This is a genomic window from Campylobacter concisus UNSWCS (genome assembly GCF_000466685.1).
Classification (GTDB): domain Bacteria; phylum Campylobacterota; class Campylobacteria; order Campylobacterales; family Campylobacteraceae; genus Campylobacter_A; species Campylobacter_A concisus_A.
The window spans coordinates 36,526-51,156 of record NZ_ANNG01000030.1; the positions used below are offsets into that span (position 1 = coordinate 36,526).

12 protein-coding genes are annotated in these 14,631 nt (G+C 39.9%); 1 reads left to right on the top strand and 11 read right to left on the bottom strand.

The genetic code is table 11. From position 1 onward, the window contains the following. Nucleotides 1–43 precede the first annotated feature (43 nt). From UNSWCS_RS06905 to yajC, 11 genes are read right to left on the bottom strand one after another with little or no spacing between them, the layout of a single operon-like run. Nucleotides 44–712, bottom strand: coding sequence for an endonuclease III domain-containing protein (locus UNSWCS_RS06905; protein ID WP_021087914.1), 669 nt, complete (start codon nucleotides 710–712; stop codon nucleotides 44–46). Next, nucleotides 709–1,473, bottom strand: coding sequence for an ATP-binding protein (locus tag UNSWCS_RS06910; protein ID WP_021087922.1), 765 nt, complete (start codon nucleotides 1,471–1,473; stop codon nucleotides 709–711). The genes UNSWCS_RS06905 and UNSWCS_RS06910 overlap by 4 nt, the downstream gene beginning before the upstream one ends. Further along, nucleotides 1,470–4,415, bottom strand: coding sequence for a transcription-repair coupling factor (gene mfd, locus UNSWCS_RS06915; RefSeq protein ID WP_021087912.1), 2,946 nt, complete (start codon nucleotides 4,413–4,415; stop codon nucleotides 1,470–1,472). The genes UNSWCS_RS06910 and mfd overlap by 4 nt, the downstream gene beginning before the upstream one ends. Continuing rightward, nucleotides 4,396–5,598, bottom strand: coding sequence for a Mur ligase family protein (locus UNSWCS_RS06920; RefSeq protein ID WP_021087881.1), 1,203 nt, complete (start codon nucleotides 5,596–5,598; stop codon nucleotides 4,396–4,398). The genes mfd and UNSWCS_RS06920 overlap by 20 nt, the downstream gene beginning before the upstream one ends. Next, on the bottom strand, nucleotides 5,595–7,169 hold the full coding sequence (locus UNSWCS_RS06925) for a GGDEF domain-containing protein (protein ID WP_021087936.1): 1,575 nt from the start codon (nucleotides 7,167–7,169) through the stop codon (nucleotides 5,595–5,597). The genes UNSWCS_RS06920 and UNSWCS_RS06925 overlap by 4 nt, the downstream gene beginning before the upstream one ends. Beyond that, a complete protein-coding gene (gene lptE, locus UNSWCS_RS06930) occupies nucleotides 7,150–7,689 on the bottom strand; it encodes an LPS assembly lipoprotein LptE (RefSeq protein ID WP_021087926.1) in 540 nt (179 codons plus the stop codon). The genes UNSWCS_RS06925 and lptE overlap by 20 nt, the downstream gene beginning before the upstream one ends. A 3-nt stretch (nucleotides 7,690–7,692) precedes the next feature. Further along, nucleotides 7,693–10,158: a leucine--tRNA ligase gene (gene leuS, locus UNSWCS_RS06935; protein ID WP_021087934.1), complete on the bottom strand. Its 2,466-nt coding sequence runs from the start codon at nucleotides 10,156–10,158 to the stop codon at nucleotides 7,693–7,695. 8 nt (nucleotides 10,159–10,166) lie between these two features. After that, a complete protein-coding gene (locus UNSWCS_RS06940) occupies nucleotides 10,167–10,505 on the bottom strand; it encodes a DUF6394 family protein (protein WP_002942000.1) in 339 nt (112 codons plus the stop codon). Nucleotides 10,506–10,514: 9 nt separating this feature from the next. Continuing rightward, nucleotides 10,515–11,486 (bottom strand): protein translocase subunit SecF, encoded by a 972-nt coding sequence (secF, locus tag UNSWCS_RS06945; RefSeq protein WP_021087884.1) that lies wholly within the window; start codon nucleotides 11,484–11,486, stop codon nucleotides 10,515–10,517. Between the two features lie 2 nt (nucleotides 11,487–11,488). Next, a complete protein-coding gene (gene secD / locus UNSWCS_RS06950; RefSeq protein ID WP_035143673.1) occupies nucleotides 11,489–13,069 on the bottom strand; it encodes a protein translocase subunit SecD in 1,581 nt (526 codons plus the stop codon). After that, nucleotides 13,069–13,341 (bottom strand): preprotein translocase subunit YajC, encoded by a 273-nt coding sequence (gene yajC, locus UNSWCS_RS06955; protein WP_002941849.1) that lies wholly within the window; start codon nucleotides 13,339–13,341, stop codon nucleotides 13,069–13,071. Before yajC ends, secD begins: the two co-directional genes overlap by 1 nt. On the opposite strand from yajC, the gene UNSWCS_RS06960 reads away from it, so the two are divergent. Continuing rightward, nucleotides 13,317–14,609: an apolipoprotein N-acyltransferase gene (locus UNSWCS_RS06960; RefSeq protein WP_021087916.1), complete on the top strand. Its 1,293-nt coding sequence runs from the start codon at nucleotides 13,317–13,319 to the stop codon at nucleotides 14,607–14,609. The genes yajC and UNSWCS_RS06960 overlap by 25 nt on opposite strands. Nucleotides 14,610–14,631 lie beyond the last annotated feature (22 nt).

The following is a 14,631-nucleotide window of genomic DNA, read 5'->3' on the forward strand; positions in this document are numbered from 1 at the left end:
AAACATAAAAAGTCCTAATTTGCGCTAAATTTAAAATAAAAATTTAGTTTTTAATGCTATCAAGCACCTCTCGTCCGTTTTGGCTTAAAATCTTGCCTTTGAAATTCTCTTTGCAAAACTCCAAAATAAGTGCATGATAGAGCTTTAAAACCTCAGTTTCGTCAAATTTCTCGCTATCAAGAAATTTGTAAATTTCATCATAATCAAGCGAGCTAAACCACTCAGCTGCCTCGTCGTAGCTCTCAAAAATGTAGTCAAAATATGCCATTATCCTAAGCGCATAAGCATCAACGACCATGTAAGGCTTGCCGCAAGCATAAGCAAGTATCGCGTCGCAAGTCTCTGCGCCAACGCCTCTTACGCTTATGAGCCACTCGCGACCTACGTTTTCTTTAAAGTTTTCAAAGTCACCAAATTCATTTTTTATGGCTAGGCAAAGCGTCTTTAGCCGTTTTGCCTTTGTGTTGTAAAAGCCACTTGGCTTTATGAGAGTGGCAAGCTCGCTGTTTTCAAGCGTGCAAATGCCTTGCAGGCTATCTTTGCTCGCTTTTTTTAGATTATCCAGCGCTTTTTCAACGTTTCTCCAGTTGGTATTTTGCACTAAAATAGCACCCAAAATAACCTCAAAAGTGCCCTCGCCTGGCCATTTTAGCTCATCAAAATTTCTACTTTTGTGATTTAGCAAAGCTAAAAACAGATCGGTTGATCTCATTTTAAATTTTCTTTAAAAGTTAGGTAAAACTGTTTTGCAGTCCTGCCACTTCTGCTAGCTCTAAGGGTAGCGAAATTTTTAGCAAGCGTGTGAAGCTCATCTTTGTCGCCAGCGTAGTCTTTAAAGTAAAAATCAACCATTTTTAGGTACTCGTCATAGTTGCCTTGATAAAAGCTGATCCAAAGACCAAAGCGGTCTGAGAGCGAAATTTTCTCCTGAGCTGCGTCGCTGTAGTGGATTTCTCCGTCTATCAGCTCTGAGTTTTCATTTTCGCTTTTAAACTCGCTTATTAGGTGGCGGCGGTTTGATGTGGCGTATAAAAGGACGTTTTTTGGCGGCTTTTGGATAGAGCCATCCATGATAGGCTTTAGAAATTTATACTCATTGCTGCCATTTTCAAAGCTTAGATCGTCGCAGAAAATGATAAATTTAAACTCACTTTTTCTGATCTCATCAATGATGTCGCCAAGGTATTTTAGATCCTCGCAGCCAATCTCAATGATGCGAAGTCCCTCTTTATAAAATTTAGTAAAAACAGCCCTTACAAGGCTTGACTTGCCACATCCTCTCTCGCCCCAAAGAAGCACGTGATTTGCCTCGTCGCCCGCTATAAAATTTCTAGTATTTTTTAGCAAAATTTCTTTTTGTTTCTCTAGCCCATAAAGTGAGTCGATATCGACAAAATCGATATCCTCAACCGGCTTTAGCATCCCTTTTGTGCTCTTATAAATCGCTGCGTATTTCACGCCCCAATCTATCATTTCTTATCCTTTCTTAGATAGACCAAAATTTCAGCCAAAACATCGTCGTCGTCCTTGCTGCGTGACTTTAGCCTGATCTTCTCGTCATCATTTTTTGTTATTAGTATATTTTGTTCGCTGTTTGAGATCGTCTTTATGCCAGCTTTTAGGGCTAAAATTTTGATGATGATAAGGTCTAAAAACTGCTTTGTAAATGTATCTATCTTGCCAAATCTATCCTCAAGCTCGCTTTGTATCTCATAGACTTCACTCACCTCTTTACACTTGCTAAGGCGTCTATAAATTTCAAGCCTGAGCCTATCTTCTCTTATAAATTCTTGATTTAAAAAGGCGCTTACGCTAAGTTTTAGATCGATCTTATCAAGCTTTGCGGAGTCTTGATTAAGAAGCTTGTTGATCTCATCTTCTAGCATTTTTAGATATAGCGAGTAGCCGATAGCCTCGATGTGACCGCTTTGCGCCTCGCCGATGATGTTACCGCCACCCCTTATCTCAAGGTCGTGATAAGCTAGCACCGAGCCAGCGCCCAAAAATGAGTTGCCTTCAAGTGCCACAAGTCGTTTTAGCGCGTCCTTGCTAATGGCGTTTTTATCTTCCACCAAAAAGTAGCAGTATGCCTGCTTGTCGCTTCTGCCAACGCGACCACGGAGCTGGTGCAGGTCAGCCATGCCAAATTTATTAGCATTTTCTACGATTATGGTGTTTGCATTTGGCAAGTGGATGCCGCTTTCAACGATGCTGGTGCAAAGCAGCAAGTCATACTCGCCCCGCTCAAATTTCATCATCTCATCTTCAGTGACTTTCGCATTTATCTTTGAGTGAAGTATTAAAATTCTAAGCTTTGGCAAAATTTTTCTTAGATCATTTGCCGTCTGCTCGATGTCTGCGATGTGGTTGTGGATGTAAAAGGTCTGCCCGCCGCGTCTTAGCTCACGCATGATAGCCTCTTTGACGACCTTCTCGTCCCACTCTCTCACGCTTGTTCTCACATCGAGCCTCGAGCTTGGCGGAGTGGCTAAAATGCTATATGTTTTTATCTTGCTAAGCGCCATATTTAGGCTTCTTGGTATCGGCGTGGCACTCATACTTAAGATGTGTGAGTGCTGAGAAATTTCTTTTAGTTGCTCTTTTTGCTTAACGCCAAATTTATGCTCTTCATCAACGACGATAAGCCCTAAATTTTCAGCCTTTACGCCAAGAAGTGCATGCGTTCCCACGCAAACTATGGGCTCATTTTCTTTTAGCGCTTTTTGCAAGCTTGATTTTTCTTTGGCACTTGAGAAGCGATCCAGCCTAAAGACTTTTATGCCAAATTTGCTAAATCTCTGGCTTAGCGTCTTGTAGTGCTGCGAGCTAAGAAGCGTCGTTGGCACAAAGAAAAATGCGCTAAAGCCTGATTTTATGCAGGTAAATATGGCATTCATCGCAACTTCAGTCTTACCAAAACCCACGTCGCCGCTAAGCAGTCTATCCATCACCTTGCCGCTTTTTAGCTCATCTTTTATATCATTTACCGCTTTTTGCTGGTCGCTCGTATATGAAAAGCCAGCGTCTTGGACGAAATTTAGATAAGAGATATCCTCTTTTTGTAAAATTTTACCTGCGATTAGCTCCCTTTTTGCCGCCATCGCCACGATCTTTGAAGCGATCGCGAAGAGTTTTTCTCTAACCTTCTCTTTTATCTTGGCAAAATTTGCCTTACCCAAGCGATCAAGCACCGCCATAGAGCCATTTTGCGCGATGTAGCGATCTATCAAATTTAGATGCTCGACTGGCAAAAGAAGCTTATCGTCATTTTGGTAGGCAATTACTACAAATTCTTTCGTCGCGCCCAAAACCTTGATCTTTTCAAGCCCCAAAAATCTGCCTATACCATAATCTTCATGCACGACGTAGTCATTTACTTTTAGCTCATCGACCACGAGGCTTGAGCGTTTTACTCGCCTTTTTTTCTCAAATTTATTTAGTGATACTACGATCTTGTCATTTGAGGTTAAATTTACTACAAGGGGCGAAATTTCAAGCTTTACGTTGGCAAAGCCATCAAGCTCATAACCCTTAAAAAGCCCCTCATTTCTTGAAAGAACGGTTATACTTTTACTCTTGTTTAGCTCAAAAAAGTCAAAATTTAAAGTAACTTCTAAATCTTTATAGACCTTTGGCTCAGGCAAAATTTCAATGCCCTTAAATTTCTCCTCAGGCGTATCATAAATTTCAAAATCGATCTTTTTAACAAGCTTTGAGTCAAAATCTTTTAAGTAGTCGCTAAAGCTATCTATCGCCCAAAATCCAAGTGAATTTAGATCACTCACCAAAGCATCGCTTTGCATATCCTCGATCTTTTGGCTCACTTTTTCAAACTCATCTTTGCTCAAATTTGCGATAAATGGCACGATCTCAGCTTCGCTTAGCTCATTTTTGTTGCTAATTTGCGTGGCGGTATTGTAGTTTCTGATGCTCTCCACCTCATCGCCAAAGAGTAAAATTCTAATAGGGTCGTCTATATTTACGCCGTAAATGTCGATCACTTCGCCACGAATGCTAAACTCGCCAACGCTCTCAACGATATCGACGCACTCGTAGCCAAATCGTATGAGCAAGTCGGCAAATTCGCTTAAATTTAGACTATCTTTTAACTTGATCGTTGAGCTTTCTAGGTTTTTTTGCGTTGGAAGTGGGTTTAAAAGCGTGCTAAATGGGCTTATGATGATCTTTTTGCCATCAAATTTATAGTATTTGCTAAGCACGGATGAAATTTCAAAAAGCTCTTCGTTAAAGCTTCTTAGATCATCGCCTTTTTTAGCTCTAAAATCAGGTAGTTTAAAGGCGCTAAAGCCAGCAAAACTGGCCGCATCAGCGCAGAGCGCCGCCTCTTTATCATCTTCGCAGATGAGAATTTTTGGGGCGTGTGTTAAAAGATACTCATAGACCTTTGCTTGCATAGTACTCTTTTAAAAAGGCTTCGGCTAGGTGAAACGAGCCAAATGCTAGGTAAATTTTGCCGTTTTTTGCCTCTTTTATATCATTCATATCGCTTGACTCAAACTCTCTATGCGAAATTTCAAGCTCATTTAGCGCTTTGTTTATGAGCTCTCCGCCAAGCTCTCTGCCCTCGCAGTGGTAGTGATAAAGCAGCACGCTCTCAACGACTGGCTTTAGAGCTGCTAAGACCGCCTTGAAATCTTTATCTAAAAATGAGTTATAAACTAGCGTTATCTTCTTGCCGTTAAATTCATCAGAGCTAAATTTCTTAGCCACAGCCTTTGCGCCAAGCTCGTTGTGACCGACATCAACGTATAAATTTGAATCAATCTTTTCACATCTACCACGAAGCGATAAAGAGCCAAGCTTTTTGATATCTATGCTGCTATCTAAAATTTTAGCCGCGGCGTAGGCTAGAGTTAAATTTGAGCGCAAAAACTCTGGTAGGTTAAATTTATCTGCATAGTTTGCGATCTCGTTTAAATTTTCTTTGGTTAAAATTTCTCTTGGAAAGCTTAAAAGCGCTTTTTTCTCGCTAGCGATCTCTTTTGCGATAGCGATACTTGCCTCGTTCATATCGTTACTCAAAACCGCTCTTGCGCCCATGGCTTCAAATTTGGTACGTGAAATTTCTTCTATGCTATTTCCCAGTATCGCCGTGTGATCAAAGCCGATCGGAGTAAAGATGCTTAGCTCTTTTTCAAAGACATTTGTCGCGTCCAGCACACCACCCATACCAGCCTCGCAGACAAAGTAGTCGCAACCCTCAAAAAGCACCGCAGAAAGCAGCGTCATATACTCAAAATAGCTCGTTTTTATCTTGTACTCATCACTCAAAAGAGCTTGTAATCGCTCGTGAGCCACCTCTAAAATTTCATCGCTAGCGACCTCGCCATTTAGCCAAAATCGCTCGTTAAATTTAAATATATGTGGGCTCGTGTAATGCCCTACTTTTGCACCATTTTGGCTTAGAATTTGCGCTAAAAAGCGGCCCGTGCTACCTTTGCCATTTGTGCCGATGATGTGGATTATCTTAAAAGGTTTTAGATGACCTTTGATCGTATCATAAGCCCTTATGATCCTGCCATAGTCGATCTCTTTGTAGTAAAGTGGCTTGCCGTCAAGAAATTTCGCTAGGCTCATTTTTCCTCGATTATCTTTGGCATGACTTGGTTTCTGCCGCCCTCTTTTGAAAGATAGAGCATCTTATCAGCGCCCTCAAGTGTCATCGTGTCACTTAAATTTGCACTTCTTGTCGCCACACCAGAGCTAATGGTAACTTTGATGCGCTCGTTTTTATAGATAAATTTGAAATTTTCGATCATGCTTCTTAGCTTCTCGCCAAATCTCACGCCATCTTTTAGGCTCGTACTTGGTAGCAAAATGACAAATTCTTCGCCACCATATCTACCGACAAAATCAACCTTTCTAGCATTTTTCTTAAGCACCTGAGCCACGGCTGAAAGGATCACATCGCCAGCTTCGTGGCCGTAAGTATCGTTTATCTTTTTAAAGAAGTCGATATCAACAAAGCAGATCGAATAGTCCGTGCCGTAACGTTTATAGGCCTCTTCGATACGCTGAATTTCACTCATCAAAGCTCTTTTTGTAGCAACTTTTGTCAAAAAGTCCTCTTTGCTCTCAAGCTTAGCAGCTTCAAGCTCTTTTTCTAGGCTTGTGACCCTATTTTGAAGCTCAGAAATGGTAGCTTGCTTGCTGTTCATCTCAAGGCCAAGCTCCTTACTCTCGATCTCCAAGGCACCTGCGATCTCGATAAGCATGCTCTTTACATGATCGATGCTATTTGCATTTAAATTTACATTTTTAAGATCATTTTTGATGCTTTGCACCTTAGCTGAGCTACTTTGAGAGCTAGCTGCGATATCTGAAATCCTCTCGCCTATGCTTTGCAAGATGTTGTTTAATGAGCCAACCTTTTCGATGATCTCGGTTCTATCTTCTTCTATCCTGCGATCGACAAAACCTTTTATCTTATCTTGAAATTCTTTGCTATTTAGGCTTTGTGGATTTTGCTTTAAAACACTTCTAATGTTGCCAAGCTCCTCGCTAAGCTCCTTTGTGATAGAAGGCTCAAGGGCAAAATTTAAAAGCTCAACTAAAGCGTTTTCTTCTGCATTTTCATTTTTTTGAGATAAGAATTTCTCAAGCTCAGCGCTCATAGTCTTTAGATCGTCAAAGTCTCTCACGCCGTAATATTTCAAAAAGTCCAAAAATTCAGTATCGTAAGAGCTTACAAAGTCAAACCATTTAAGGCACATCTCTTCAAGATTTTTCTCATCATATCTTCTAGCAAGTAGCTGCATACCCTGCTCTGCTAGAGCTTTTGCATCTTTGTTGTGAAGCATAGAGATGGCTTGGAGAATTCTTCTTGCAAAGGCATTTAGTGACTTTAACTTTTTATCATCGACCACTTGGGCTGTGCCATTTTTAGCACCATGAGAGAGCCTAGCTGTCATAAAAGCTACAAACTCATCAACCGTTTTTATATGAAGACTTATAGCTTGCGCTTTATAGTCATCACCAAGCCTTGAGATATATTTTTCTATCTTTTTGCTCTCTTCGGTAGTAAAGCCATATTTTTTAGAAATTTCATTATAAACTTCGGTGTAATTTTCTGGCGTTAGCATCAAATGGCGATCTTTTATCTCGCTCAAGGCCTCCTTGACTATTTGACTAACGGTTACTGCTGCCATTTTTATATCCTTTTACAGCTAAATTTGCGATGTACTCATCAAACGCCTCTTTTGAAGCCTCTTTTATAGCTTCATACTTTTGAGTATCACTAAGAACACTATCTGCGTATCTTACGCTCTTTTGACGTCTTGCCACACTAAAATCATACTCGCCAGTAGCAGGTATATCTATGACACGACCATCTTTAAATTTGGTTTTATAATTTAGAATTAAAAAAGCTTTATACGATGTAATATAGCCATATTCATCATAGATTATCGCCTCATAGGTTAAATTTTGCACAGAGACAATTATCGAAGTATCAGCGCTATCTTTGCTTGATAGTGATTTATGCAGCCTTGCGACCATACCTTCTTTTACTGCATCTTTTATCCAGACACTATTTTTTGGCTCTTCTTTGCTGATAATAACATCAACATAAACTCTATCTCCAACCAAATCCTGCGAGATCTTTGAAACTGGTTTATAGCCACATCCGCATATAAATATCGCAATAAAAAACGCTAAAAAATATCTCAAAATTTATCCTTTAATGACAAAATTTACCAATTTGCCTTTTATATAAATCTCTTTTAAAATTTCTTTTCCTTCAAGCCATTTAGCCACGTTTTGCTTAGCTTGTTTTAAAATTTCACTCTCACTCTCGCTTGCTGCCACTTCAAACTCGGCTCTTTTCTTGCCATTTACTGTAACTGCAAGAGCGATGCTATCTCTTACAAAGACCTCTTCTTTTACAGCTATCTTTGTGAAATTTTTTCTACCAAAAAGCTCTTCACTAAGCTCGTTTGCAATGTGCGGCACGATAGGCTCTAGTAAATTTAAGATGATGAAAAAGCCCTCAGCATTTACATCCTCATTATCTTGCGCATTTATAGCGTTTAGTGCCTCCATGCAAGCAGCGATTAAAGTGTTAAAAGCAAATGTATCGCCAAAAACCTCGGTTGATTTTTTAAGCGCTTCATAAATTTTAAGCCTTGCAAATTTCTCATCTTTATTTAAGCTTTCATGATCTATCTCAGGCAGCTTGTCTATCTTTTTAATAGTTTGCGCCTTCTCCCAAAGCCTATTTAAAAACCTAAATGCACCTTCAACTGCGCTGTCGTTCCACTCAAGCTCTTTTTGAGGAGGAGCAGCAAAAAGTATAAAAAGCCTTGCCGTATCGGCGCCGTATCTATTTATGATATCATCAGGATCTACGACGTTGCCCTTGCTTTTACTCATCTTTTTGCCATCTTTTAAGACCATGCCTTGAGTTAGTAAATTTTCAAACGGTTCATCATCTCTTAGATAGCCAAGGTCTCTTAAGACCTTTTGGAAAAATCTAGCGTATAAAAGGTGCAAGATCGCATGTTCGATACCGCCGATGTACTGATCTACATTCATCCAATAATTCACACTTTTTTCATCAAGTGCTTTTTGCTCCCAAGTCTTCTCATCACTTGCAAATCTAGCAAAATACCAGCTACTCTCCACGAATGTATCCATCGTATCAGTCTCTCTGATCGCGTCTTGGCCGCATTTTGGACACTTTGTAAATTTCCAAGTTGGATGTTTATCAAGCGGGTTGCCCTCGCCTGTGATCTTGACATCTTCAGGCAGTGCGATAGGTAAATTTTCCTCTTTTTCAGGCACTACGCCGCAGCATTTGCAGTGCACGACAGGTATCGGCGCACCCCAGTATCTTTGGCGAGAGATTCCCCAGTCTCTTAGTTTGTAGTTTGTGATCCTTTTACCAAGACCATCTTTTTCAAATTTCTCTATTATAAAGCTTTTGGCATCCTCTGAGCTAAGGCCATTTATAAGCTCAGAATTTATAGCAACTCCGTATTCTGAAGACGCTTTAGAGCCGTCACTCTCACCCTCAAGTGGCTTTACGACTAGTTTTATAGGTAGATTAAATTTACTTGCAAACTCGAAGTCTCTTTGATCATGCGCAGGCACAGCCATGATAGCGCCACTGCCGTAGTCAGCTAGGATGAAATTTGCAACCCAAACTGGGATCTTTTCATTTGTGAGTGGATGAACGACGTAAATTCCTAAAAATTCTCCATCTTTATCGCTTGCTTGACGCTCTCTTGGGCTTTGATTAAGTATTGCTTTTATCTTTGCCTTCTTGCTTTCATCAAATTTATCACTTTCAAGAAGCGCTTTTACGATAGGATGCTCTGGCGCAAGGGCTGTGTAGCTAACGCCATAAATAGTATCAGGTCTTGTTGTAAATACCTCAAAACCATCAAATTTGCCGCCTAAAGTCTCTTTTGAAGCCTCATCAAGGCTAAATTTAAACTCCAAGCCGTAGCTTCTGCCGATCCAGTTTTCTTGCATTGTGATGACTTGATTTGGCCATTTGCCCTCAAGAAGTTTTAGATCTTCAAGTAGCTCGCTAGCGTATTTTGTGATGTTGAAGTAGTATCCTGGAAGCTCCTTTTGCACAACATCATTACCGCATCTCCAGCATTTACCGTCTTCAACCTGCTCGTTTGCAAGCACAGTTTGATCGTACTCACACCAGTTTACGATGGCATTTTTTCTATAAACAAGCCCTTTTTCAAACATCTTTATAAAAAAGCTTTGCTCCCACTTTGTGTAAAGTGGGTCAGATGTAGCTAAAATTCTCTTTTTAGAGAATGAAAAGCCAAGGCTTGCAAGCTCCTTTTTCATATAGTCGATGTTTTCGTAAGTCCAAATTTTAGGGTGAATTTTATGTTTTATGGCTGCGTTTTCAGCTGGCATACCAAAGCTATCAAAGCCGATAGGATGAAGCACGTTAAAACCGCTTTTTCTATATGATCTAGCCAGCGCATCGCCGATAGAGTAGTTTCTCACATGCCCCATATGTATGCGTCCGCTTGGATATGGAAACATACTTAGGATATATTTTTTTGGCAAGCTTAGATCATCTTTTGGTTCAAATTCTTCATTTTTATCCCAAATTTCTTGCCACTTCTTTTCTATCTTTAAAGGCTCATATTTTCTCTTCTCAGCCATTTTTTCTCCTAAAATTCTTCTTGTGATTTGCTTGATTCTATTAGTACCAAGGCTAGTGAAAATATATTTGCAATGACCGCTCCAATAGCTAGTGAATAGCTAAGCGTTGCATTTTCAGAGACTTGCAAAATAACAAAAGCTGGTATAAGGTGCAAATCAGCAACCAACGAGCTAGCAAAAAGCTCAGCTGATAGTAAATTTTTAACACCGATCTTAAGTAGCGTAGAAACTAAATTTATACTAGCTGCCACAAAAAGGGCGATCTCGTTTTTATCATATAAAAACTCCGCCGTAGTCGTAAGACTCATCAGCGCAAAAAATATGTAGATAACTTTTCCCCAGTTCATTATCCCTCCTTACACAACGCCTTTTTCAAACATGGCACGCTCTTTATCACGCTCTTTTTTGATCCTTTGCTTCTCAGCCTCTCTAGCTCTAAAATGCTCGATGCTAAATTTAAACCAGATAAGAAATGGCGATGAGATGTAGATCGAGCTAATCGTTCCTATAACGATACCAACGATAAGGATAAATGAAAATCCATGTATCATATCTCCACCAAATAAAAATAACACAACAACAGTCATCATCGTAGTGGCTGAAGTTAGGATAGTTCTTGAAAGTGTAGCTGAGACTGACTCGTTGATAACGCCCTCGATATCAGTTCTCTTACTCTCTTTTATGCCCTCTCTTATCCTGTCAAAAATGATGATCGTATCATTTAGCGAGTAGCCAAGCACCGTTAGAACAGCCGCTAGTGTGTCTAAATTTACATCGATGTTAAATAGCGAAATAGCACCAACAGTTATAACGATATCGTGAATTTCAGTTGCGATCGCAGCAAGCGCAAATCTCCACTCAAATCTAAATGTGATATAGATCAATATGCCAATTAGTGAAATTCCAAGAGCCATTAGACCTTTTTCTCTAAGCTCATCACCAACCTTTGGACCAACGATATCAACACGTCTTACTTCAAAATTTCCAGTATCTTTTAAAATTTGCTTTATCTCAGTGCCGATGTCACCAGTTAAATTTGAACTTGATCCTGAAAATCTAATAACAGCCTCATCTTCGCTTCCAAACTCAGTAACAGAGGCGTTTTTAAGCACTTCATTTGTGCCAAAAGCGTCGCGAATTTTATCAAGTGGCGCTTTGGTATCGTATTTTAGTTGGATAAGCGTACCACCAGAAAAATCGATGCCGTAGTTTAGACCCTTTGTTGCAAGTAAAAAAATAGAGCCAACAAATAAAAATATAGAAAGTGCGAGTGACACAAATCTAAACCGCATAAAATCATAAACTTTTGCCTTAGTGAAAATTTGCATCCCTAGCTCCTTTTATAACCAAACCAAAGTCTGGTATTTCCGCTTTTTTCTATCTTGTCCATGACTGCATCAAACATGCCATGTGTGCCTAAAATGGCCGTTAGCATCGAAGCCATGATACCTATGGCCATTGTCACAGCAAAGCCTTTAACTGGGCCAGTACCATAAGCATAAAGCACCGCAACTGTGATGATGGTAGTTAAGTTTGAGTCGATGATCGCACTCATAGCGTGCTCATAGCCCTTTTGCACGGCTGTCCTTATCGCCACGCCTTCACGCAAAAGCTCACGTATACGCTCGTTTATGATGACGTTTGCATCAACCGCCATACCAATAGTTAGCACTATACCAGCCATACCAGGTAAGGTAAGCGTCGCTCCAAAAAGCGCCATGACAGCAACTAATATAACAACGTCTGCAACTAGCGCGATATTTGCAAAAATTCCAGCAATTCCATAATAAACTAGCATAAATAGCACAACCAAGATAGATCCAGCAGCAAGAGCTACCATGCTTTGATTGATACTCTCTTGTCCCAAAGATGGACCGACACTTCTTTTTTCTAGCATCTTAACAGGTGCTAAAAGTGCGCCACTTCTAAGTGCGATCGCCACGTCGTGAGCCTCGTCAAGTGTAAAGCCACCGCTGATCTGGCCGCTGCCACCGCCTATTCTTTCATTTATAACTGGAGCTGAATAGACCTTACCATCAAGCACGATAGCAAGCCTTTTACCGACATTTGCACCAGTAAAATCACCAAAAATTCTAGCACCTTCTGAATTTAGTGTGAAATTTATGATCGGTAGGTTATTTTGCTGAGAAAATGCGACCTTTGCGTCAGTTAGCATCGAGCCATCAAGCACAGGGATATTTTTAACGACATATTTTACGCGGTCATTTTTAGCATCTTTAAAGATCACGTCGCCATAGCTTTCAGCCTCGGCCTCGCTCATGGTATTAGCTTGATCTTGTCTTTTGTCATCGACTGCCATAAGCTGCAAGTGAGCAGCCTTTGCGATAAGATCTCTCGCTCTTTGCTCGTCTTCTTCGGTTTTTATGCCAGGAAGCTCGACTAGGATATTGTCTTTGCCTTGTCTAGCGACTGTTGGCTCAGCTAGACCAAACTGATCAAGCCTGTTTCTAATGGTCTCAACAGCTTGTGAGATCGCATACTCGATCGTATCAAGCCTCTCTTGCTCTGTAAGAGTGATATGATAGTTTAGACCATCTTTTTTGATATCAAGCCCTTTTATCTCAGCCAAAGCCTTATCAACCTTTGGAGCCTCGTCACTATCAAGCAGCGCAAAATCAACACTATCTTCTTTTATCTTAAATTTATCAATAAGCACATCTTCTTTTTTGGCATAATAATTTATGCTTCCAGCGATTGACTTGATCTTAGAGTGGATGGCTTCGTTAGTTTCAACACCAAGAAGCATATGAAGACCACCTTGAAGGTCAAGTCCTAGCGAAATTTTAGCTCCGCTTTGAGTCTGAAAAAAAGATGGCACCGAAAAGCCAAAACCAAAAACCAAGGCCAATATTAATATAATCAGCCTATATGTAACTCTTGCGTTACGCATTATTTATCTTCGATCTTTTTAGCTACAAACTCGCGTGCTATACGAACGATTACATCATCGTTAAGTTTAACTTTGATAAAATCATTTTCGGCTTTAATCACTTCGCATATAAGTCCGCCATTAGTTACTATCTTATCGCCTTTGTCAAGAGCCGCAAGCATTGCTGCGTGGGCTTTTTGTTGTTTTTGTTGAGGTCTGATAACCAAAAAGTAAAATATGGCGAAAAGCACAACAAGAGGTAGTAATGATGTTAAAAAATCAGCGTTTTGCATGGATTTCCTTATTTGTAAGATTTTTAAACGGACATTTTAGCACTAAAATTATAATAAAAGCCTTTGTCGGTGCTTTTTTGCTTTCTAATTTCATTTTTTTAGCTATGGCTGAAAATCAAATTTTAAATTTCATCTCACCTTTTCTCACACTAGCTGGAATTTTCGTCATAATAAATTTAAGCAGGGCTGGCTTTTTCGCGGCTGGATTTTTCACTGGGGTTTTGTGGTTTTACTGGATCGGCTTTAGTTTTATCTACTATGAGCTTGTCTGGCTTATCCCATTTATCATCCTATTTGTAGCCCTTGTTTATGGGCTTTTGTTTTGGATAGCCTCTTTCCCAAGCTTTGTGCCACTAAGAGCCGTTTTGTTATTTTTAATAAGCTACGTGCATCCATTTGGCTTTAACTGGTTTAACCTTGAAGCAACGCTTGTTTTAGGCGCTTTTGAGCCAAATACTAGAGGGCTTATATTTATATTTTTAGCAGCCATCTCTTTAAGTCTAAATAATAAATTTTTAAAATTTAGCCTAGCTTTTATCTGCCTCATCGCCGCTTTGCAGTTTAAAAGTAACGAGGCGAAAACTCTACCATTTGACGTGGAGCTAGTAAATACCAATGTCGCTCAAAGAGCGCGCTGGGATAAAAGCTTGCGCATGAAATTTACAAATGAAAATTTAGACATGATAAATAGCGCCATCGCCGAGCAAAAACGTCTAATCGTGCTGCCTGAGAGTGCGTTTCCATTATTTATGACAAATGAGCCGCTACTTGTTGATGAGCTAAAAGAGCTTTCAAAAAAGATAACCATCGTAGCTGGTGCGCTTGCCTATGAAAATAATCAAATTTATAACTCTGCATTTTTGTTTCAAGATGGTGCTCTTAGGCGAATGGACAAGAAATTTTTAGTGCCATTTGGAGAAGAAATTCCTCTGCCAAAATTTATGCAAGATGCGGTAAATAAGCTATTTTTTGGCGGAGCTAGCGACTTTAAAAAGGCTGAAAATTTTAGCGACTACGAGATAGACGGGGTTAAAATCAGAAATGCTATCTGCTACGAGGTGACAAGAGAGGAGCTTTATAAGGGTGAATTTGACGTGGTCGTAGCTATCACAAACAACGGCTGGTTTGTGCCAAGTAGCGAACCTGTGCTTCAAAGGGTTCTTATAAAACACCTTGCCACAAAGTATAATAAAGCGGTCTATCACAGCGTAAATGGCTCAAAAAGTGAAATTATTTTGCCAAAAAAAGCGTTTTGGGATGAGTTTTAAAAGAAATTTAAAGTGGCTTTTA